At 56.2% G+C, this 21,368-nt stretch carries 18 protein-coding genes; 6 read left to right on the plus strand and 12 right to left on the minus strand.

The window, feature by feature from the left end:
- Nucleotides 1-425 precede the first annotated feature (425 nt).
- Entirely contained in the window at nucleotides 426-1,118 is a 693-nt protein-coding gene (locus tag Q0G18_RS02220) for a DUF3793 family protein (protein WP_297149125.1), read from the plus strand.
- 110 nt (nucleotides 1,119-1,228) lie between these two features.
- A complete protein-coding gene (locus Q0G18_RS02225; protein WP_297149128.1) occupies nucleotides 1,229-1,651 on the plus strand; it encodes a flavodoxin in 423 nt (140 codons plus the stop codon).
- Between the two features lie 71 nt (nucleotides 1,652-1,722).
- Here Q0G18_RS02225 and yfcE read toward each other — a convergent pair whose 3' ends face one another.
- The 7 genes from yfcE to Q0G18_RS02260 all read right to left on the minus strand — a co-directional run bounded on the left by yfcE (nucleotide 1,723) and on the right by Q0G18_RS02260 (nucleotide 9,012).
- Nucleotides 1,723-2,286: a phosphodiesterase gene (gene yfcE / locus Q0G18_RS02230; protein ID WP_297149130.1), complete on the minus strand. Its 564-nt coding sequence runs from the start codon at nucleotides 2,284-2,286 to the stop codon at nucleotides 1,723-1,725.
- A 116-nt stretch (nucleotides 2,287-2,402) separates the two neighbouring features.
- Entirely contained in the window at nucleotides 2,403-3,638 is a 1,236-nt protein-coding gene (locus tag Q0G18_RS02235) for an SLC13 family permease (RefSeq protein ID WP_297149132.1), read from the minus strand.
- The gene (locus Q0G18_RS02240) at nucleotides 3,639-4,163 is read right to left on the minus strand and encodes a nitroreductase family protein (RefSeq protein WP_297149134.1); all 525 of its coding nucleotides are present in this window, start codon (nucleotides 4,161-4,163) and stop codon (nucleotides 3,639-3,641) included.
- Nucleotides 4,164-4,260: 97 nt separating this feature from the next.
- Nucleotides 4,261-5,295: a beta-eliminating lyase-related protein gene (locus tag Q0G18_RS02245; protein ID WP_297149137.1), complete on the minus strand. Its 1,035-nt coding sequence runs from the start codon at nucleotides 5,293-5,295 to the stop codon at nucleotides 4,261-4,263.
- A gap of 87 nt (nucleotides 5,296-5,382) precedes the next feature.
- Nucleotides 5,383-5,919 carry a VanZ family protein gene (locus Q0G18_RS02250; protein ID WP_297149139.1) on the minus strand — a complete coding sequence of 179 codons (537 nt, stop codon included), beginning with the start codon at nucleotides 5,917-5,919 and terminating at the stop codon, nucleotides 5,383-5,385.
- Nucleotides 5,920-6,017: 98 nt separating this feature from the next.
- A complete protein-coding gene (locus Q0G18_RS02255; protein WP_297149141.1) occupies nucleotides 6,018-7,292 on the minus strand; it encodes an ArsB/NhaD family transporter in 1,275 nt (424 codons plus the stop codon).
- 184 nt (nucleotides 7,293-7,476) lie between these two features.
- A complete protein-coding gene (locus Q0G18_RS02260) occupies nucleotides 7,477-9,012 on the minus strand; it encodes a LuxR C-terminal-related transcriptional regulator (protein WP_297149142.1) in 1,536 nt (511 codons plus the stop codon).
- Between the two features lie 587 nt (nucleotides 9,013-9,599).
- On the opposite strand from Q0G18_RS02260, the gene Q0G18_RS02265 reads away from it, so the two are divergent.
- The 4 genes from Q0G18_RS02265 (at nucleotide 9,600) to Q0G18_RS02280 (ending at nucleotide 13,866) form a co-directional block, all read left to right on the plus strand.
- The gene (locus Q0G18_RS02265) at nucleotides 9,600-12,221 is read left to right on the plus strand and encodes a molybdopterin-dependent oxidoreductase (RefSeq protein WP_297149144.1); all 2,622 of its coding nucleotides are present in this window, start codon (nucleotides 9,600-9,602) and stop codon (nucleotides 12,219-12,221) included.
- A 143-nt stretch (nucleotides 12,222-12,364) separates the two neighbouring features.
- Nucleotides 12,365-13,051 carry a 4Fe-4S dicluster domain-containing protein gene (locus tag Q0G18_RS02270; protein WP_297149204.1) on the plus strand — a complete coding sequence of 229 codons (687 nt, stop codon included), beginning with the start codon at nucleotides 12,365-12,367 and terminating at the stop codon, nucleotides 13,049-13,051.
- Between the two features lie 114 nt (nucleotides 13,052-13,165).
- A complete protein-coding gene (locus tag Q0G18_RS02275) occupies nucleotides 13,166-13,420 on the plus strand; it encodes a DUF4160 domain-containing protein (RefSeq protein WP_297149146.1) in 255 nt (84 codons plus the stop codon).
- 11 nt (nucleotides 13,421-13,431) lie between these two features.
- Nucleotides 13,432-13,866 (plus strand): helix-turn-helix domain-containing protein, encoded by a 435-nt coding sequence (locus tag Q0G18_RS02280; RefSeq protein WP_297149147.1) that lies wholly within the window; start codon nucleotides 13,432-13,434, stop codon nucleotides 13,864-13,866.
- A gap of 71 nt (nucleotides 13,867-13,937) precedes the next feature.
- Here Q0G18_RS02280 and Q0G18_RS02285 read toward each other — a convergent pair whose 3' ends face one another.
- The 5 genes from Q0G18_RS02285 to Q0G18_RS02305 form a co-directional block, all read right to left on the minus strand.
- Nucleotides 13,938-15,350 carry an SLC13 family permease gene (locus tag Q0G18_RS02285; protein WP_297149149.1) on the minus strand — a complete coding sequence of 471 codons (1,413 nt, stop codon included), beginning with the start codon at nucleotides 15,348-15,350 and terminating at the stop codon, nucleotides 13,938-13,940.
- A 47-nt stretch (nucleotides 15,351-15,397) separates the two neighbouring features.
- Complete coding sequence (locus Q0G18_RS02290; protein WP_297149151.1) at nucleotides 15,398-16,735, minus strand: MFS transporter; 1,338 nt, start codon at nucleotides 16,733-16,735, stop codon at nucleotides 15,398-15,400.
- Between the two features lie 192 nt (nucleotides 16,736-16,927).
- The gene (locus tag Q0G18_RS02295) at nucleotides 16,928-17,872 is read right to left on the minus strand and encodes a LysR family transcriptional regulator (RefSeq protein WP_297149153.1); all 945 of its coding nucleotides are present in this window, start codon (nucleotides 17,870-17,872) and stop codon (nucleotides 16,928-16,930) included.
- A gap of 496 nt (nucleotides 17,873-18,368) precedes the next feature.
- Nucleotides 18,369-20,669 (minus strand): molybdopterin-dependent oxidoreductase, encoded by a 2,301-nt coding sequence (locus tag Q0G18_RS02300; protein WP_297149155.1) that lies wholly within the window; start codon nucleotides 20,667-20,669, stop codon nucleotides 18,369-18,371.
- 204 nt (nucleotides 20,670-20,873) lie between these two features.
- Nucleotides 20,874-21,287, minus strand: coding sequence for an EthD domain-containing protein (locus Q0G18_RS02305; RefSeq protein ID WP_297149156.1), 414 nt, complete (start codon nucleotides 21,285-21,287; stop codon nucleotides 20,874-20,876).
- Between the last annotated feature and the right edge of the window lie 81 nt (nucleotides 21,288-21,368).

A 21,368-nucleotide genomic window follows, 5' to 3' on the forward strand; every position in this document is an offset into this window, starting at 1 on the left:
CAAGCCCCACCGCGTGGCCGTCACGGCCGTGGCGAGGAAGCTGTGCCACATCGTGTTCGCGGTGATGCGCGACCAGGTCCCGTACGACCCCGAAAGAAAATAGGGCCGGGCGAAACGAAGCCTCTCCAGGCGGCGACGCCGCCCGCTTCGCCATGCCCGAAAGCATTCGATATTCGGTTCTCAAGCTGCAACGTTCCAACAAATCAAAAGGTCTTAGAATCTACGGTTTAGCCCTTGACTTCATATAGCTGGTCTCCTTACGTTTGAATTCGTCCATGATAGCGCGAATCGAGAAATCGTGTTTCTGCAATATTGTAACCGATGGCAAACTTTTTCAACCAAACGCTTGACTCGCGTTTGCCGCTGATTTATAAGTTTCCCAGAGTTAACTATCGCCGAGAAGACCTCACAAAAGGAGCGTTCCCGTGGACAAACGCGAATACGTGAAATTGTTCGAGCGAAAACTGGTACACCACTGCACGCCGACACTGGCTGGCATCAAGCCGGGAAGCCTGTTCGTCTGCCGCGACGAGTCGGTCCCTGGGCTCGGCAAGAGCAAGTCGGGCATAGTCTCCGCGCGGGACCATGAGCGCAACCTGGCCTATGCGCTGCGCACAACGCGCGACAAGCTCTACGATTGCGGGGTACGCATCGAGCTTTTGGCGCGAAGGAAATCCGGGGTGCTTCTCTATGTCTACCGTCCCGACCTGCTTCGACGCGACCTTTCGCGGCCTGAGGTTGCAAGCTTCCTCGCGCAGGAGGGATACGATACCGGCTCCCTCGCGGCCTGCATCGAACTTCTGCACAAGCGCATCTGCGGGACCGACCTGCAAAGCACGCTTTCAGGGTCGTGCGCGTTCCCTCACGAGATCGGCCTCTTTTTGGGATATCCGTTCAAGGACGTCATAGGGTTCATCGAGAACAAGGGCGAGAACTACCTGTGCAGCGGATGCTGGAAGGTGTACTCATGCGAGCGCGACGCGAAGGAGTGCTTCTGCAAATACAAGGAATGCACACGCGCTTACGAAGAGCTCTTCGACGAAGGAGTGTCGCTGGAATGCCTCGCCATCCTCGACGACGCCTTCCCCGCCGACGAGGCCTATTCCCAGGCCAGCTAAGAGCGCGCTGGGCGATGTGCACACGGGAGGGGAGCCTGCGTGCACATCGCCCAGCGCTGAATAAAAGCGCTCGGAACCGAATGGCACCCGATATGCAAGGAGAACCTATCATGAATAAAGTCGCTATCGTTTATTGGAGCGGCACGGGAAACACCGAGGCCATGGCCGATTTGATTGCGCAAGGCGCGCGTGCCGCCGACGGCGAGGCCGATCTCATCCAAGCCGCGGATTTCGATTCGAGCAAGCTCGATGACTATGACGCTTTCGCGTTCGGCTGCCCCGCAATGGGAGACGAGGAGCTCGAGGAAATGGAGTTCTTGCCCATGTACGATGAGGTGGAGCCGCATCTTCCTGGTCGCAAGGTGGCGTTGTTCGGGTCCTACGATTGGAACGACGGCGAGTGGATGGAGCTTTGGGAGAAGCGCGCGGAGGAGGCGGGCGTCGACGTGGTCGACTCCATCATCGCGAAGGACTACCCCGACGACGACGCCTCCGCGGACTGCATGCGCCTTGGCACGCTGATCGCAAAGTAGGGCGCCGTGCCGCGCGGGCGCGGGCCCGATCGGGAAGGAAAGGGATTGGCGGCGGCGCGGCGTGCCCGCATTTATTCCCCTACAAGTTCCCGCAGCTCAAAGGCACCGTTTTCGTAAATCGCATAGCTGTTCGAGCCGTCCTTCGGGAGAGAAACGCTACCGGGGTTCACGAAGAGAACGCCGTCGCGCGAGACGATCTCCTTTACATGGGTGTGCCCGTACAGGAGGGCGGCACCTCGCGCAAGCGGCGGCACATTCTGTGGCCCGAATAGATGGCCGTGCGTGCAGAACAGCAGGCGCGGCTTGGCCTTTGGAGCGGGCTGCCCGTCCGCGCCCTCCGCAGGTACCGCGTCCATCACGATCGCGTAGTCGGCCATGCATGGGAAATCGAGCACCATCTGGTCGACCTCGCTGTCGCAATTGCCGCGCACGGCAACGACGCGGTCGGCCAGCGTGTTCAGCATGGCGAGCACCTCCTTCGGTGCGTAATCGCGCGGGAGGTCGTTTCGCGGACCATGATAGAGAAGGTCACCCAGAAGAACGATGGTGTCGGGCGATTCAGCCTCGATTCGCGCCATGAGCGCGCGGCACCAGTAGGCCGAGCCGTGGATATCGGATGCAATCAAAAGCTTCATCGGGGCGCTCCTTTCTTGTCTTTGCGAAAGCATACCCTATCCGAGATGCAAGTCGTCGCGAAGTTGACGCCAGCAAGCCCTATCTCACGACGGTAGGTGTTTGGCTTGCTGGGCGGCTATAGGCCAAAAAGCAGGGCAAACCCGAGCAAAACCGCCAGAAATACCACGTTGACCAGCGTAAACACTTTGAAGTAACGCATCTTCGCCCCCACGCGGCCAATAGAGATCGCCTTGAAGGTGATCAGGCTCGCCATCGAGGCGATGAGCGTCCCAAGCCCGCCAAGATTCGTGCCCACGATGAGGGCGTCCCATTGACTCGTGAACCCGGAGAGCAGCACGGCCGCGGGGACGTTACTGATCACCTGGCTCGCGCCCACTGCCGCGACGATTGCGTTTTGTCCCACAAGCCCCGCCACCGCATCATGGACAAGCGGAATGCGCACCATGTTCCCCACAAAGACGAACAGCGCCACGAAAGTGAGCAGGAGCGCGAAATCAACGCGTCGAAGCTGCTCGGCATCAGTAAGCGCAACGGTCGCGATGACGACGGCAAGCACTATGCGCACATCAACAATCCCCACAACCGCGAGCAGGCAGATGCAGAACAGCACCAGGTAGATTGCAAGGCGTCCGCAGCTGCATTTCCACAGGGGTGCAGGGGCGGCAGCTTCGCGGGCCTCATTTGCAGAGTCGGGCGCAGCGCCGTCGGACCAGCACGACCGCGGGACGACCTCTCCCCCGCCAGCAGCACCCCGAACGCAGCCCTCGTTCTTGCCAGCCTTTTCCCCGCAACAAGGCTTCGACCTGAACAGCACGAAAATGCACCCAGTCAGAAGCGCTGCGGAAAGCACCGTGTAGGGTGCCATGAGCAGCAGGAAGCGGGAAACCGACATCCCTGAAGCGGTGAACAGGTACAGGTTTTGGGGATTCCCGACAGGCGTAAGCATGCTGCCGAGGTTTGCGGCCACCGTCATGAGCGCAGCCACGAGGAGCGCGCGACCCTCCATGCCCGCCGCGCGAAGCGTCACGAGGGCGAGGGGAACGAACGTGATGAGCGCCACGTCGTTCGTCACCGTCATGCTCGCGAAGAAAACGATTCCCACAAGCGCGAACGCGATTGCGCGCTGGGACTTCGCCCGTGAGACGAGCCACTTCCCCATCGAATCGAGGACGCCGAGAGAGCGAAGCCCAGCAACGACAGCCATCAGGCAAAAGAGCAGCGCGAGCGTGTGCCAGTCGATATAGGAAGAATACGCCGCGTCGGGCGGAACGGCGATGCACGACGCGGCGGCGAGCACGACGGCGACAACGAGGACGACCTCGCGCCGCACGAAATCGCGAAGGCGTTGCACTTAGAAGCTTTCCCAGCTCACAAGCGACATATCGATGTCGGCGGGCGTATGGGGAGCCAGATGCTCGCAGATGGTTCCCACAACGAGCATCGCTTCAAGGGAGAGGCCTTCCGGTGCGCCGAGGATGCGGCTGACATAGTCGCTCGAAGGTGTACCGTCGGCGGCAGTGCGCATGCGGGCCTGGACCCAGCAGCTGCCAAGGCCCAGCGCATCGGCCGCCAAGTGCATGTTGGTCATGGCAACCGAGCAGTCTTCGACCCACGTGTCGGCGATGGACGGGTCCCCGAACACGGCAATGACCAGGCTCGCCGTGTCGAAGAGCTTCTGCTTGGGGTCGCGAGCTTGGGCCAGGCGGGAAATTGTCTCCGCATCCTCGACGACGACGAAGCGCCAAGGTTTCTTCCCCTTCCCCGCAGGGCCGGACATGCCCGCGACGAGAAGCGCCTCGACCGTCTCGCGGGGAATGGATCCTCCCGCGAAGCTGCGGATGCTGCGGCGATGAAGCAGCGTATCGAGAATTTCCATGAGGTTCCTTTCTTTCATTGCGATTCGCTCAGGGTACTAGCTTTTCCCCAGCGAGCAGCAACGCCCCACCGTGAAACAGCGTCCTGCGGAGAAGTGTCTACAAAGCCGCGATGGCCTTCTCGAGCGCAACGATTTCCTCTTCGCGCGTGGCCCAACTCGTGCAGACGCGAATGACGACGTGCTCCTCGTCCGTGCGCTGCTCGAATTCCAACTCGAACTGCTCAGAGATTTGCGCGTATTGAGCGTCGGTAAAGTTGATGAAGACCTGATTGGTCGTCGTTTGCGCGAACAGAGGAATTCCCGCCTTCGCGCAAGCGTCCTTCACACGCGCGGCGTACTCGTTCGCGCGGCGGGCAACCTTGAAGTAGAGGTCGTCGGTGAAGAGCGCCTCGAACTGCGCACCGAGCAGCCACCCCTTCGCAAGCATGGCGCCGTTCTGCTTCATGTTCGCGCGGAAATGCGGCTTGAGCTCGTCGTTCACGATGACGACGGCCTCGCCGAACAGCGCGCCGCATTTCGTGCCGCCGCAGTAGAACACGTCGGCGAGCCGGGCGATGTCCTCGAGGGAAACGTCGCCGCCGATCGCCTCGAGGCCGTAGGACAGGCGCGCGCCGTCGATGAATAGGTAGAGCGAGAACTCGTCGCACACCGCACGGATGGCGGCAAGCTCGGCAAGCGTATAGACGGAACCTGTCTCCGTCGCCATGGAAAGATAGACCATCTTGGGCTGCGTGATATGTTCGGGAATGATGCTTCCCGCCCAGTTTGCGGCAATGGCGCGCACCTGGTCGGCGCTGATTTTTCCATCGCGGGCGGGCGCGGTCTCGCACTTGTGGCCCGCGTGCTCGACCGCGCCGGTCTCGTGCACGTTGATGTGCCCCGAGTCGGCGCAGATGACGCTCTGCCATGGGCGCAGGGCGGACTCGATGACGACGAAGTTCGCCTGCGTGCCGCCAACGAGGAAGTGCACATCGGCCGAGGGCGCACCTGCACGCTCGCGAATCAGGCGAGCCGCGCGCTCGCACACCTCGTCGCAGCCATAGCCGCAAAACGCCTGGTTGTTAATAGTTTGAAGCGCCTCGAGGACCTCGGGGAGGGCGCCTTTGCAGTAATCGCAGTTGAGTCTGATCATGGAATCCTGGCTTTCGGGAAACAACAGTTTGAGAAATGTACGGACAACAGCATATCGCACCAACACGGAAAGCGGCGCAAGACCGCGCTAAACGCGGCGCCTTTCCCGCATGCGCGTCACAGCCACCGCGATGGCGACCGCCACAAGCGCGCCTGCCGTGTCGACGCCGACATCGAACGGCTGCCCGCTTCGGCCCGCAACGAACAGCTGGTGGAACTCATCGAAGCAGGCGTACAAGAAGGCGACAACCACCGCGCCCGCAGAAGCAGGGGCGATTATGCGCGTATTCCGCAGCGCTTGGGAAGACCGAAGCGTCTGGGCCTGGCGCAGTGTCGCAAAGGCGAGCAGACCCAACACGGCGTACTCGCTGAAATGTCCCGCCTTTCGCACGGGGAAGCTGAGCGATTCCACGACAGCCATCTGCTCATCGGGCGACATGCCGGAATAGCCCGACCACACTGCGGAGAGAACGAGAGACGTTACGCCATCGCTCATGCCCTGGGAGTGGTCGCCATCGTTCGCCGACATGAAGAAGATGAACCCCATCCACAGGAGGAGCGCCACAACGCAGGCCGCAAGCCGCACGCATTGCCCGCGATGCTCATTCGACGCAGAAGACAACATGATTCCTATCTTTTCTCTTTCGACGGTATGAAAACGGGGCCGGCACTTTTGCCAGCCCCGATTCGATCGTTTGGTTTACCTGTCTTACCTGTCACACCCTACATCGGCGGGAAGCGCACGACAAGGTACACAGCCGACACGGCGATGGTGACGAGCATAATCGGGAAGCCGTATTTCAAGAAGCCCATGAACGTGATCTCGGTACCGTGCTTCTTGGCGATGTCGGACATGACGACGTTCGCCGATGCACCGATGAGCGTGCCGTTGCCGCCGAGGCAGGCACCGAGCGACACCGCCCACCACAGGGGCATGACGTCCATGCCGGTCGCCTCCATGGAAAGCAAGATCGGGATCATCGTGGCGACGAACGGGATGTTGTCGAGGAAGCTCGAGATGACAGCAGAGGCGAAGAGCAGCACGAGCATGGCGACGAAGGTCGAACCGCCCGTGACGTCGATGAGCGCCTGCGCGAGCATACCGATGACGCCAACCTCGGACAAGGCGCCGACCACGATGAAGAGGCCCGCGAAGAAGACGAGCGTCGTCCATTCCACATGCGCGAGAGCCTCCTCGATGCGCTCGCCCGAGATGAGCATGAGGATGCCCGCCGCCGTGAGGGCGACGACGCAGGACTCGATGCCGAGCGAGCCGTGCAGCATGAAGCCCGCCGTCACGAGGATGATCATGATGACGCTCTGGCGAAGAAGCGTGGGGTTCTTGATTTCCTCGCGCTCGTCGCGCTCCATGAGGGCGCGCCTGTGCTCCTCGTCGACTTTAAACTTGCGGCCGAACAGGAGATAGAACAGCCCGATCATCACAATGAGGCAGATGATCGCCGCCGGCGCGTCGACCATGACGAAGTCCGCGAACGAGAGACCCGCGGCCGATCCGATCATGATGTTGGGCGGGTCGCCGATGAGGGTCGCCGTGCCGCCGATGTTGGAGGCCATGATCTCGGCGAGGAAGAACGGCAGGGGGTCGAGGTCGAGCAGGCGGCAGACCGTGACCGTCATGGGACCGATGAGCAGGACCGTCGTCACGTTGTCGAGCAGGGCCGAGAGCACCGCGGTCAGGCAGACGAAGAGCACCATCACCAGCCAGGGATTGCCCTTCGCAAGGCGCGCGCACTTGATGGCCAGGTACTCGAAAAGCCCCGATAGCTTCACCACGGCGACGAAGAGCATCATGCCCAAAAGGACGCCGAGCGTGTTGAAATCGACGTGTTCCATAGCCGCGTCGAAGCTGACCACGTGGAGGATGAGCAGGATCATTGCACCGACGACTGCGGCGAGCGCACGGTGAATCTTCTCAGTTACGATTGCCACCATGACGACAACGAACACGACGATGGCGATTATCTGGGTTGTGCCCATGCGGTTCCTTTACTGTTCGATTTTTCGCATTCGAATCAGTATCCATGAAGAAGGGAGCCTTGTCATCAACATTTAAGTTGGAAAAGCCGCAAATCTCGGCGGATGCATTCAAAGATGCCGCGGATATATCAAGGCCACAGTGACAATAGGCGGCTAATGCTAAAACACTCCGAGGAACGCAATATTATCGCTCGCCTTCGTCCACCAGATCCATCAAACGCTGCTGGGAGTTCACACCAAGCTTTTGATAGATATGGTAGATATGCGATTTGATAGTGGCAGGCGTCACCATTAGCTGCCCAGCAATGTACTCGGCGTTACGCCCCTTTGCGAGAAGCGCAAACACTTCGGTTTCGCGCGGGGTGAGTGAATACTTGCGCGACACCTCTTCGCAACGGTCTTGAAAGCCCTCTGAGTAAAACGGCTCTCCCCCCTCACAAGTGCCCGCGGAGGGTATCACCTCCACCTCCTCGGGCTTCGAGACCGCTTCTATCGCCTTTTGCGCCGCAACGTCGATGAGCGAATCAAGCCGCCTTTTCGTCTTCGACTCATCACCACCGTAAACAGAGAACGCCACCACAATAACTACAACGAAAACGCAAGTGAACAGGTAGAGACTTTCACTGTCGAGGCGGAATACGAAAGCGGCGGCGTAGGCTAGAAGGCATCCGATAAAGAAACCAACCCACGACGGAATTTGACGAAGCGCGAAACGGCGCACAGGATGCAGACGGAACTCATAGTTCTCGATGCTCACCGAGAACCAAGTGAACATTTGATTATGCGCAAGCGTCGCCAAGGCAACGCACGCCCAAATCACACGCAAAGGGCCCTCAAACAGGGGCATCATGAGAAGGCTTACTACCAAAAGTGGCAAAGCGATACGCTGAACAACCCCCACATCGATGTCGACACGCGAGCCAAGCACGCACCAGACAACTGCGAGAGCAACACCGAAGATGCCGCTTGCACCGCCCATGAGCGCTGCCATGAAGCCTTGATAACACACCTCGATGCTCATAAGTCCATACACCGCACCACAACTCGCGACGGAAAAGAACGCGGGAGCAGACAAGTCGGGCACGCGGCGAAAATCCTGCACATTCGGGATAGAGTTTTTCGGAATGGAGCGCGCAATCATCGCAGCAGACAAGACCGAAATGAAGAGGATGAGACACAATTCGAGCATACTCACCCACAGCTCTCCCGCAGCGTTCACGATAACGAACAGGAATGTGCCGCCAACCCCTCCCGAGACCACCACCCTCATGGTGAACGACGACTCCATTAGACTGAATATTACGCACCAGTACGTAGCCAAGATTGCTTGGGAAATTCCGAGCAACGCCCACGAAATCTCAAGAACGATAATCGGGAGAGCACCTGTCGCAGTGTAGGCGCACGCGCATATCATAGGCAAAAACGACACGATCAGCGCAGCGACCGCAAGCCTATCTCGATTTTTGAAAAATAAATCAGCTTTCACCGCAAAGAAGCCAAAGGCGAAAGCAAGCGTCAGCACAGAAATGCATCGTATAACAATTGCCGTCTGAATATCGCAAAACGACAGAAGAGGAAGCGACGGCGAGAACACCACCGACAATTCCCAACCTATCAAACACGAAAAGCCGGCAACCGCCACCGCGAACAGCGATGCGACGCCGGCTTGCCGCCGAGTCGCCCCCTCCGACGATGCATCTTCCCCTTCGACGCTTTCCATACCTCTCCCCCCTCTAAACATCTGGGTATGACACGATCCCTCAAGTTGCTCTCATTTCAATATTACCAGCTGTCGACCAGGCACACCCAATAAAAGATACTCCATTTAGTTAAAAGAGAGGCGCGCTTAAAAAAGGTGTCCCGCTGGCAACAAGAAGGCTGTCAAGCTGGCTTCTCGTTTTTCCGATGCGCCTTTCAACCAAACGAGCGAGAGGGGAAATTCATGTGTTTCAGACCACCAAGCGTCGATCAGGGTCCTGTCAAATGTCCGAAATGCGGAGCGATGGTTGACCCAAACCTCGATGCATGTCCCAAGTGCGGAGCCAAAGCGACTGCCGCCGTCGGGGCGCCGCCCGTGCCAGGGGCGCCAAGCGCACCTTCGATTCCAAAGGTCCCCGGTGCAGCGGGTGCACCTTCCGTACCGAGTGTGCCAAAGACACCGAGCGTTCCCTCTGTCCCCGGAGCGCCAAAAGTCAATGTGCCTCGGGGGTAGTCAAAAGCGAATATTTGGGGGCACGCAGCATTTAATCCATGGATAAGCCGGGGAAATCCCGACTCAATCAGACGAGAGCAAGGAGAGGAGCACGCATGAGCAAGAACGCAAAGGGGACACCGATTGTCAAGGGCCTCGGATTTGACAGCTTCGGACTCGGCGCCAACGCCTGCACAGTTGACATCGATGAGGAGGCGAACAAAATCCTGCGTATCAGGCCGTTTCATTTCGACGAGCATCAAACTCCCGAGGAATTAAACGCCTGGAAAATCGAAGCAAGGGGAAAAACCTTCGAGCCAGGCTTTAAAACACTGATTTCGCCATTGTCGCTTTGCTACAAGAAGCGCGTCTATTCTAAAAACCGCATCCCCTACCCTATGAAGCGCATTGACTGGGATCCGGCGGGGGAACGCAATCCACAAAATCGCGGCACAAGCGGTTATGAGCGCATCAGCTGGGACGAGGCAGCAGAAATCGTTGCAGCCGAAATCAAGCGCATGCATGATGAATATGCCCCGGAGGCAATCCTATGCGAAATTGACGGCCACGGCGAAACGAAAGTGGTGCACGCGAGCCACGGCTGTATTACCCATCTACTCGATCTGTGCGGCGGGTTTACCTTGCAGTCCCGCCAGCCCGACAGCTGGGAAGGCTGGTATTGGGGCGCCAAGCATATCTGGGGCATGGACCCGCTCGGACAACAGAACAAGCAGAACAACGTAATTAAAGACATTTCCGAAAACGGCGATGCAGTATTGTTCTGGGGCTGCGACCCTGAGACCACTCCCCTCGGCTGGGGAGGATACATGGCAAGCCGAATCTGCTTCTGGTTCACAGAGATTGGGGTGAAGCAAATTCACATCTCCCCCGACGTGAACTATGCCAATGCCGTGCACGCCGACAAGTGGATCCCCGTCCTTCCCAACACCGACGCCGCGCTGCAGCTTGCCATCGCCTATACCTGGATAAAGGACAGAACCTTCGACCAGGAATATCTCGATACTCATGCTGTTGGCTTCGAGAACTTCAAGTACTACGTTTTAGGCGGCGAGGACGGCGTTCCGAAGACGCCGAAGTGGGCCGAAAAGATCTGCGGCGTGCCTTCCTACACCATCAAGGCGCTCGCCCGCTACTGGGCCAAGCACGCAGTCTCCATTGCGCATTGCAACGGCGGCTCGTTCATCCGCTCATGCTTCGCGCACGAACCGGCGCGTCTCGAAGTGGCACTTCTGGGCATGCAGGGTCTCGGAAAGCCTGGCGCCAACCAGTTCAAATTCATGGAGTGGACGCTCTTCGGCATTCCCACGCTTGACCCCCTGCCCCCTTCGACGCATATCCCCAGTCTGGGAGCTGCGTATCGCGGATACGTCACCGGAACCAAGACAAGCTTCATCCCCAAGACCATGATTCCCGAAGCAATCATGAACCCACCCGTCTCATGGTACGGGCACATCTCTGCTGGCTTGCCTCGTGAAGACCAGTTTGACGGCCCTTACACCTTCCCGCCCGAAGGCGGAAGCCGCGTGCACATGATTTGGTCCGATTCGCCCTGCTGGGAAACATGCTGGAACGGCGGGTTCAAAATGCAGGATGCGCTGCGCGACGAGTCGATCGAGTGCGTCGTGGTGCAGCATCCCTGGATGGAAAACGACACCATGTTCGCCGACATCATCCTTCCCTCGAATACCAAATTCGAAACGGAAGACATCGGGACGGATTGCGACTCAGGCCAGTGGAACGTCGTGTTCTATGAGCGCCAGGCAATTAAGCCTTTAGGCGAGTCGAAATCTGACAAAGAAGTCGTCGCAGAAGTAGCCAAGAAACTCGAGAGGTTCGGCGGCATATACGAAGGTATCTACGACAAATATCTGGGGGGGAAAACCGACGACGAGTGGATTCGCGTGGGCTTTGACACAAGTGGCGCTCCCGAAGGCATGTCCTTTGAAGAATTCAAAGAGAAGCAGTACTACGCCTTCCCCACTCGCGAGGACTGGAAGGACATCCCCGCTGGCGTGCGTGAGTTCCACGACGACCCCGAGGCAAACCCGCTCCGCACACCATCAGGCAAGCTGGAGTACTATTCCACCACGCTTGCACAGAACTTCCCCGACGACAAAGAGCGTGGTCCCATTCCGCATTGGGTTGACGAAGGCGCCGGGCATCAGGAACGCCAGTATCTGGAGCGCGGTCGTAAGTATCCGTTCCTGCTGGTATCTAACCACCCGCATTTCCGCGTGCATGCCCAGCACGACGACGTCACGTGGTTCCGCGAAATGGAAACCTGCAAAGTGACCGGCCCCGATGGCTACAAGTATGAACCCGTATGGGTGAACCCAATCGATGCGGGCAAGCTCAGTCTCGAAACGGGAGACGTGGTGCGCGTATACAATGAGCGCGGTGCCGTGCTCGGCGGCGTTATCGTGTCAGAGCGCATTATGCCAGGCGCAGTTTATCAGGATCACGGCGCGCGCTGCGACTCCATTGTGCTAGGAGAGGGCGGTCTCGACCGCGGCGGCGCGAACAACCTTATCGCTCCAACCGCCTGCACGTCCAATCATGCCCACGGCGAAGTGACAAGCGGCTTTTTGGTAAACATCGAGAAGGTTGATGTGCACAAGCTTGCCGAGGAATATCCCGAAGCGTTCGGGCGCGACTACGATCCAGCGTGCGGTCTTGTTGCCACTGCGCGCGTCGTCAACGGAAAGGAAGGCGAATAGCCATGGGCAAGGTTTTCATCTTCGATGCAGCAAAGTGCAACGGGTGCCGCAACTGTCAGCTAGCATGCAAGGACGAGCATGTCGACAACGAATGGCTTCCCTATGCTAAACCCCAACCCGACACTGGGCAATTTTGGACCTCCATGGAAGAAATCATTCGAGGGCAAGTTCCCAAGGTGAAGGTATCCTACGTGATACATCGCTGCCAACACTGTGACAACGCCCCATGCATGAAAGCCGCACCCGACGCGGTATACAAGCGCGAAGATGGCTTGGTTATCATCGATCCCGTGAAGGCCGAAGGCAAGCGCGAGCTTGTAGATGCCTGCCCCTATGGCGCCATCTTCTGGAACGAGGAACTCGCAATCCCTCAGAAGTGCACTGGATGCGCTCACCTGGTCGACGAGGGAGAGCTTCCCCACTGCGTTGACGTATGTCCGCACGAAGCACTGCGCTTTGGAGACGAGGAGGATTTTGCTGACGATATTGCAAAAGCCGAGGCCATCATGCCCGAGCGGGCCGCCAGTGACGAGCCGCGCATGTACTATCTGAACCTGCCCAAGCGATTCATCGGCGGCATCATCGTTGATCTCGAGGCTGACGAAGTCATCATAGGAGCCAAGATCACACTCGAGAATCTCAATTCCGGCGAAATCAAGGTGACCGAATCTGACGACTTCGGCGACTTCTGGTTCCACCAGATTCCCGCCGCAAAGTTTAGGGTATACGTCGAAGCCAATGGCTATCTCACTCGTGTCATCGAGGCAGATACCACCAATGAAGATAAAAACGTTGGCCCGATCGAGCTCTATATCAACCAGTTAGGGTAGCAACGTCCCACGCCGCATTTTTCAAAGCCCAAGCCTCTATAGGCTTGGGCTTTTTGCTTCCTAATATCACTGTATCGTGATATTATATTATCTGCAAGATTGGAAAGGGGAGTTATGCCAGTACTTTCAACTTTTTACGGAATCGTGATTCGGATGTACTTTCTGCAATCAGAGCACAACCCTCCCCATGTTCATGCAATTTACGGCGAAGACACCGCCGCGTTCGATATCAATACAGGCGAATTGCTCGATGGCAAGTTGCCTGCGCGCGCATCTGGCATGGTCAGGGAGTGGATTGGAATCAATCGCGATGCCCTGCTCGACATGTGGGAAACGCAGGAATTCAAGAAGCTCGACCCGTTGAGTTAAGGAGGTATTCGATGTTTCACAAAATCAAAGACGTCTATCCACTGCCCAACATGAAGCTTAGTGTTCTATTCATCGACGGAACCACGAAGAGATACGATGTCGCCCCGCTCGCAATGAGAATTCCCGCTTTCAAAGCCCTCGAAGACGACTCGCTGTTCAACGACGTCCAAGTCGACGTCGGCGGCTACGGCATCATATGGAATGACGACATTGATCTTTCGTGCGATGAGCTCTGGTACAACGGGGTCACAGAAAGCACGCCTTTTGACGACCTTATGTCATTCGCTGACGCCTCGGAGCTGTGGGGGTTGAGCGAATCGACACTTCGCAAGGCAGTTTCATATGGAAAGATCGTCTCAGGCATTGATGCACGAAAATACGGGAAACAGTGGATTGTAACAAAAGACGCCATGCAGAGAGAATACGGCGATCCAGTTTCCGCATAGCACAAAAAGGCCTGCCATCACGAAGCGGATCGCAGGCCTTGATAGATAAGTTTTGAAAACGTTGAAACTAGCTAGATACCCAAGATTCCCACGATAAACGGCATCCATGCCGCCATGAGAAGAACGAGCACAATGGATGGGATAATGCCCGTTTTGAACATATCACCAAAGGTATAGTAACCCTCACCGTACGTTAACATGACCGTCGGGTTCACCGGCATGAGGTAGTTGCCAGCAACGACAACCGCCAAAGCAATAGTCGGAACAGCAGGCGACATGCCGAACCCTGCGCACAGCGTGATCATAATCGGCAGGAAGATACCGAGAATAGCGACGCCAATCGGGCAGACGGTATGCAGGATATACACGAAGGCAAGCATAAGCGCCAACGCCGCAAACGAGCTCAGACTCATAACGCCACTATTGGTGATAAGGCCAGCCAGAAACGCAGCGCCACCCGTAGACTCGATAACCGAACCAAGCGACATGATGGTTCCGCACATGAGCACAATGCCCCAGGGCACGGCGTCCTGAAATTCCTTCCAAGACAGGAGTTGCATGCCGGGAAGAAACATCACGGTAAGACCGATCAATGCAACGACCGTAGCGTTCAGCACCGGAATCCAGTTGCCGGCAATCCAGAGAACGAGCAAGCCGAGCACAACAATAATAGCCTTGATTTCATAGGGCTCAATCTTCTTAGCTGCGGCAGCCTGTTCACGGATGCCCTGAAGGCACTCGTCGGTAATGGGTTCGGGCTTCAGAATCTGAGTGATAAAGAACCAGGTGACGGGAACCATCACGATAACCACCGGCAACGCGACGATGACCCAATCGAGGAACGAGATCGACGCGCCCGTAGCCTTCTGAAGAATATTCATTGCAACAACGTTGAAAGAGCTACCTGCCGGCGTTGCCATGCCGCCCGTGACGGCAGAAATCGGGATACCGATCATCAAGCAGCGTCCAAGATTGGATTCTAAGGGTTTGGCGTTTGCAGCTTTCAGGATGGCAAGTGCGAAACCAAGAAACAGGACCGTGCAAGGCACGTCAGACATAATCGTGGAGACAAGCGTGGTCGCAATCATAAAGCCCAGAACGAGCTTGCGAGAATTCGATCCCGTCCATTTGATGAGAGCCCCAATAAGACGAGTACCCCAGTTGGTCTTCAACATGATAACGGGCAGCGAGAACACCGCAATGATGAAGAACAGTGCCGGACTAGCAAAACCGCCAATTGCCTGGCCCAAGCCGCCAACGATACCTAAAACCGGACACATTACAATGATGAAAAGTGCCGTAACGCCCAAAGGCAGCGCAGATGTAACCCACAAGGACACCAGCGCCAAAAGCAAGCCGAGTGTCATGACCCCTTCGTGACCGAGCGTCTCGCTTCCTGGAATGAAAATCGATCCTACGATAAATACAGCTGCCAAAGCAATACCAATGAGACGTTTCGACATGGGTACGTTCGTGCTTTCCATTATCTCCTCCTTATAGATTTATAGACACAACAGAAACGGACTCCCATTTAACCCCCGACAACCTCCTTACTGCGAACGCCGCCTTCTCCCCTTGCAGGAAAACGAACGAGCATGCCGCACACTGCACACGCCGCAACGATTCCCGCGGTTACGTAAAACGCCAGAGCGCACGACCCCGTCGCATCGAAAAAAGCACCGCTCATAATAGGAAGAGCCGAAGCGACAAGGGTTGTAATCATAATCCCAGTACCTAAATTTTTCGAAAGCGACCCTGCTCCGAAGTAGTTAGCCATAGCCGTCGGAAACACTGCATTCACGCCGCCGAACCCAAGGCCAATACAAGCGTAGAAAACGAGCAGCATGGCATCGCTTGACGCCTCGGCACCCACTACGATGCCAATCACGAGAATGAGCGCGGCTACTACGATAAGCCGTATCGGCTCGATGCGATCGGACACTATCCCCATGGAAATCTTGCCCACAAGGCCCATTGCCCCCATAAGCGCCACCCCCGCAACAATAAGACCACTATCGAAACCGAGCGACGTAAAATGGAGGACACCCTGCGAAGTCGAGAGCGTATATGCCGCGAACCCACTCGTTGCCGCAAGGGAAATGAGCCAAAACGTCGGCGTACGAACAACTTGCTTGAACGGGACGCTCTCTTTATTCTTGTACACCACGAACCTATAATCGCATTTCTTAGCTGCCACCTTAGCTCCTGACGTGCCATCAGGTATTTCCCCGATGTCTGAAGGATGATTTTTCACTAAGAAAAACGCCACGGGAATAGCCAACGCAACAAGTGCAGCGATGAGATACCATCCGCTCCTCCAACCGCCGCCAGTAGCCCCTATGATGGCGTTCACAGCGGGCGGTGCTATAAATGACGCACTTGCGCCAATGACCATCATGCAGGTCATTGCTACGCCACGACGCTCCACAAACCAACTGCCCAAAGTACTCTGCACCGCAAGCTGCCCCACCATCATGGTAGCCGCGCTTGTCACAACTCCGAACACTACAAAATAGGCAATCGGCGAAGAGACGAAGAAGATGAGCGCAAGCATAGCGCAAAGGAGAACCACCGCACCGAGCGTCATGCTGAAGCGAGCACCGCACTTTGAGATCAATGCACCAACAAGCGGCGCCGAAATACCTTGCACCAGCACGAAAAGCGAGAACCCCGTTCCGAGCATCGTCGCGTTCATCCCAAGCGCTTCATCTTGGAGCATGAGAGGGTTCACGATGGTAGCCGTCGCCAGAACAATCCCCGATGAACAGAAATATAGAAAGCCGAGAACTACAACGAGCGCATAGCCATAAAAAAAGCTGCGCTTGGGATCTTTTGTCTGCGACTCTTTTCGCTGCGTGATAATCGACATGCAGCCCACTCCCCTCGTGTCCGCCTCCCCCTGAAGGCAAGTATCCCCACAACCGTGCCTAAGGTCTACAGACGCTCATGTTGAATTTGAATCATGGATCACCATCTCAACCTTAGATGTTGAGACGCAGCCAGCAATGTACTAAATTGAATCCTGAACTGGTAATTTAAAAACAACGGAGCAAATGCCTCGTCACTCGAAAGGAAGCGTGTCGGCTCCTTGCCTTGAGAGATAATCCTCACGCGAGAAGCCCTTTGTCTCCTTCGCGAGAAAACTAATGAACGATTCAACCGCCCCATTGCCTTGCGATTTCTTCCACATCGGACCAGCACATAAATCGAACCCGGTTCCCTCAATAGGAACGAACACGACGTTGCCGTTGCCATACACGCTGAGATGATCGAGAGCCATGGCCACTCGACCGCTCGACACGAGCGTCGCCATAAGCGCCGCCGCATCGACAATGCGATCGTCGTTTCGCACATCAATACCAGCGCTGCGAAGCCTCACGCTCGTCTGAGTGAGAGTGCTCCTAAAGCTATCGAACCGCGGAGCAAGCACAACCTCGTCTCGCAAATCGTCAATAGTGACTGACGACCTTTTTGCAAGTCGATGCGATTTTGGAACCGCAAGCTTATAGCGATCTCTATAGAGGCATCGAAACTCGTAGCGATTCGAATTGCCGGCTTCAGAGAAAAGCGTAAAACCAACGTCTATCGTCCCTTGCGAAAGTCCCCTTTGCACAGCGCCGATTTCCAGCTCCTTGAACTCGAACTCGGTACCTGGATGCTTGACGCTGTACCTACGACACACTTCTGGAAGAAACGAGCCATACGATCCGAGAAGAAAGCCTATCGTCACGCACGAAGTAACACCTTCACGATAATGAGCGATGCGACCCATAGCGCTCTCATAATCGTCGACAATCTTCCGCGCATCGGCAACGAAAATCGCGCCCACCTCCGTGAGCTCGACCGCATGGCTATTCCTGTTAAAGAGCCGAACGCCCAACTCCTTTTCAAGGCCAGCGATATGATTGCTGAGAACAGGCTGAGAAACGAAAAAGCTCTTCGCGGTTTCGGTATAGTTGAGCGTAGACGCAAGCAAGAGAAATTCGTACAGAGTATCGATTTTCACCGCTTTGCCCCCTCTCGCTTTGTCCCTCATTATATACGTCGGAAACAAACGACTAAGCACCATTTCAAAGCAGCAAGCTATCCACTTCAGGCATGGTGCGGTTGGATAACGCATGTCATCCAACCGCCCTGTCCTTATTGCAGCAAGAGACTACCAACCTAGCGTCCCAATGTGAAGAGCGACACCTTCCTCTTCGAAAGCAAATCTCCCAAATCGTCAGCGTCCCTTAGGTAAAGGCATCCAGCCTGACAGTGCTGCACGCACGAAGGCAGCTTGCCTTTCGCCTGGCGATTCGCACAGATGTCGCAGCGATCTGTGGGAATAGGCAAGAATTCGAATTGCCATTTCCGTGGCTTTATTTCATCAGGGCCGATTTGCGTAAGCTTGATGCCGTACTTATCAGGATCCATCCCATGTTCCTGCTGACATGCAATTTCACATGTATGGCATCCTGAACAATACTCATAGTCAACAACAAGAACTTGCCTCATGGTAATCACCCCTCCGCCTTTGCGATGCTGCACAACTGCGATTTGTATGACGCGCCCAAGCCCACCTTGCCGGGACGCATGGGAATAAGCTTGTTGATATTGCATTCCATGACGCCGAACAGCGTACCGTCGTTCGGATCACGCTCAGGGAACCACCAGGCATGATCAGCAGAAACAGTATCCTTTCGAATACGGATAGAAAGCTTCGCCTTCTGTTTACACGAACCGTAATTGTTCTCAATCTTCACCCAGTCGCCATCGGTAATGCCGTACTTTTCGGCCGTTTCGGGATGGATGAGCACCGTCGGTTCCGGGTGTATTTTGCGCATAGACGGGCTTTGCCTGTGCTCAGAATGGAAGAAACCCCAGGAACGAGCGCCAGTGGTAAGAACAAGCGGGTATTTTTCTGCCAGATCGGGACGGGAAATCGGACTTTCGGGCGGCTCTTCGTAGTCAGCCAAGGGAGAAAGACCGAAATATGTCATCTCTGGGCAGTAGAAATTATATCGTCCCGTCTTCGTGGCGAAGCCGACCGTACCATCGGGACGCAATTTGCCCGACTTGTACTTGTAATACTCGAATTCCGGATAGAGCCAGGTGCGCTCGCGAAGAGACTCGTAAGTAAGGCCCGTGTTGCGAAGCAGATAGTCGTACATTCCCTCTTCACTGTCCCATTTTTTGTACTCTTCGCCCTGAAAGCGTCCGCCCGCTTCGTAAATGATGCGCTGATCGGACTTACATTCGCCAAGAGGTTCGACAGCTTGGGCAATTGCGCCCAACGCATAAGGCTGATGTCCCGTGATACCAATACGCTCCGCAAAACACGCTGCAGGGAGCAAGACATCAGCACAAGCGAGCGCCGTCGGCGTCAAGAACAAATCGACCACTACGTTGAAATCCATCTTCTGAAGAGCGGGCAAGATGCGCTGCGGCTGTGCGCCCATGCAAGCGATGGCATTGTTTTGCATCATGAACATCGCCTTGATCGGGTACGGCTCGCCCGTTTCCATGGCTTCAAGCAGCATATCGGGACTGATAGCAGCAATTGCATTGAGCGCAGGGTACTTGTCGTTCATGGTGAGCTCGGGATGCTCCAGCGGTTTATGGCATCCATCCCACACCCATTCACGCGGAAGCCACGTTACGCTCATGTCCCACACAGGATTTGCGGCAACCATCGAGCCAGGCTTCTCAAAGTTACCCGTAAGAGCCATAAGATCGAAGCACGCCATGCCTGTAATGAATCCCTCTGATGTGTGGTCCATCGCAACGCCCCATTGCAAGCATGCCGATTTCGCGTGGCCGATTTCAAGAGCTGCTTCGACGACCAAATCCTCGTCCACGCCACACGTCTTTGCAGCAAACGACGCAGGATACTTCTTCACATTCTCGGCGAACTCATCGTAGCCATAGCACCATAAATCGATGAATTCCTTATCTTGCAAGTCATTCTCAATGATGATATTGCAGAGTGCGAGTACAAGCGCCGTGTCCGTACCCGGACGAACCTGAAGCCATACATCAGCCTTACCAGCCAACCAGGTTAGTTTCGGGTCGACGACAATAAGCTTGCTCCCGCGTTTCATGCATTCAACTACCCAGTGGCCAAGCGTTCCGTCAGAGTTAGCGACAACGGGGTTGTTGCCCCACACGAGGATGCATCCAGGCGGTTCCCACGCCGGATTATCATAACGATCAGCGAAGAACTGGGAGTAATCGCAGATAAACAAACCGCCCGCTTTAAGCGAGGTCGAGAACATGCGTGGTGCGTAACAAGCCTGCCCCGAAAGAAAACCCGTACCATAATTCGGAGTCCCCAGGCACAGCGCCATAAGCTTTCCATAGCCGTTGATGTCACGACCCGTGCCTTGCGTCACCCAAATCGATTCGGGACCGTACTTTTCGATGACAGCCTTCATTTCGCGCTCGATGATGTCATACGCTTCATCCCAGGTGATGCGCTCGAAGGTGTTCTTTCCCCTGTCTTCCTTAGCTCGTTTCATCGGGTATCGCAGGCGGTCTTTGTGATACAGCATCTCCTTGAACGCCAAACAACGCGGGCAAAGACGGCCCTGGTTGTACGGGTTTTCCGGATCGCCCTCGATTTTTTCGAGCACACCATCCTTCACGTACATAAGAATGCCGCAGTTGTCGTGGCAGCCTGGGCCCGATCGCGCGTTCGAGCGAATAACGGTATACCCGTCCTCCTCCCATGTCCATTCGCGACCCGTTGGGTCATCCTGTGTGGGACCCATCAGCTGCGCTTCCTTCCAGTTGGTTTTAAACTCCCCTCGATTCGCCTCCATAGCGACTCCTCACCTCATCTGGCTTGTAACGCTGGCCCGATTGTAAGGCGCATGGATGCTGCTCAGTTTTTCGTTTATATTTCTGGCTATTAATAAATCAAATCAAAGCAGGTCGAATAGCTATTTTAGTGCTTTATCTATCTCATGTCTAAATACATGCACCAGACAATACCCCCGCATGAGGGGGCACTCTTCCCCTTGCAATTAAATTACTCCCTCAAGAAGGCTAGGCGAGGTCGAACAGCGAGAGCTGCACGGGCTCCCCATGATGCGCGGACTCCTTTGAGCTCCCCTGCTGCGCAGGCTGTCATTCTTTGTCCATGGCGGAGGGTCACAAAAAGCGGGCACGAGGCCCGCTTTCTCCTTGTGACCCCGGACAGAGTCGCAAAACCTTTTCAGCCAATAGCCGCCGTCGGAGGGGTGTTCGACGACGGTGTGCGACTGCACGAGGTACGTATCGATGGAGCCGATGAAGCCCGCACCGTGTGCGGAGAGGCGCTTGAACTCCTCCGACGCATAGAAGCAGTTGAACGCGTCCCAGTTCTCGAAGTAGAACTCCACCATGGCGTCAACGGGCAGGTAGAAGCCGATGCGGAGCGCGGCGGGCGAAGCCGACACGAGGCGCGACAGGCGTGAGCGCTCTATCCAATTCGCAAAATGATGCGAAATTATTGACTCGCATAATTTTGCGAGTTATTA

The organism is uncultured Ellagibacter sp. (genome assembly GCF_934636505.1).
GTDB lineage: Bacteria > Actinomycetota > Coriobacteriia > Coriobacteriales > Eggerthellaceae > Ellagibacter.

Coding starts and splice junctions, on each gene's coding strand:
- Q0G18_RS02255 (WP_297149141.1), bottom strand. CDS start 7,292: ATGGGCACAACCCAGATAATCGCCATCGTCGTGTTCGTTGTCGTCATG.
- Q0G18_RS02250 (WP_297149139.1), bottom strand. CDS start 5,919: ATGTTGTCTTCTGCGTCGAATGAGCATCGCGGGCAATGCGTGCGGCTT.
- yfcE (WP_297149130.1), bottom strand. CDS start 2,286: ATGAAGCTTTTGATTGCATCCGATATCCACGGCTCGGCCTACTGGTGC.
- Q0G18_RS02260 (WP_297149142.1), bottom strand. CDS start 9,012: ATGGAAAGCGTCGAAGGGGAAGATGCATCGTCGGAGGGGGCGACTCGG.
- Q0G18_RS02300 (WP_297149155.1), bottom strand. CDS start 20,669: ATGGAGGCGAATCGAGGGGAGTTTAAAACCAACTGGAAGGAAGCGCAG.
- Q0G18_RS02280 (WP_297149147.1), top strand. CDS start 13,432: ATGTTTCACAAAATCAAAGACGTCTATCCACTGCCCAACATGAAGCTT.
- Q0G18_RS02275 (WP_297149146.1), top strand. CDS start 13,166: ATGCCAGTACTTTCAACTTTTTACGGAATCGTGATTCGGATGTACTTT.
- Q0G18_RS02270 (WP_297149204.1), top strand. CDS start 12,365: ATGGAAGAAATCATTCGAGGGCAAGTTCCCAAGGTGAAGGTATCCTAC.
- Q0G18_RS02265 (WP_297149144.1), top strand. CDS start 9,600: ATGAGCAAGAACGCAAAGGGGACACCGATTGTCAAGGGCCTCGGATTT.
- Q0G18_RS02240 (WP_297149134.1), bottom strand. CDS start 4,163: ATGGAAATTCTCGATACGCTGCTTCATCGCCGCAGCATCCGCAGCTTC.
- Q0G18_RS02225 (WP_297149128.1), top strand. CDS start 1,229: ATGAATAAAGTCGCTATCGTTTATTGGAGCGGCACGGGAAACACCGAG.
- Q0G18_RS02245 (WP_297149137.1), bottom strand. CDS start 5,295: ATGATCAGACTCAACTGCGATTACTGCAAAGGCGCCCTCCCCGAGGTC.
- Q0G18_RS02290 (WP_297149151.1), bottom strand. CDS start 16,735: ATGTCGATTATCACGCAGCGAAAAGAGTCGCAGACAAAAGATCCCAAG.
- Q0G18_RS02285 (WP_297149149.1), bottom strand. CDS start 15,350: ATGGAAAGCACGAACGTACCCATGTCGAAACGTCTCATTGGTATTGCT.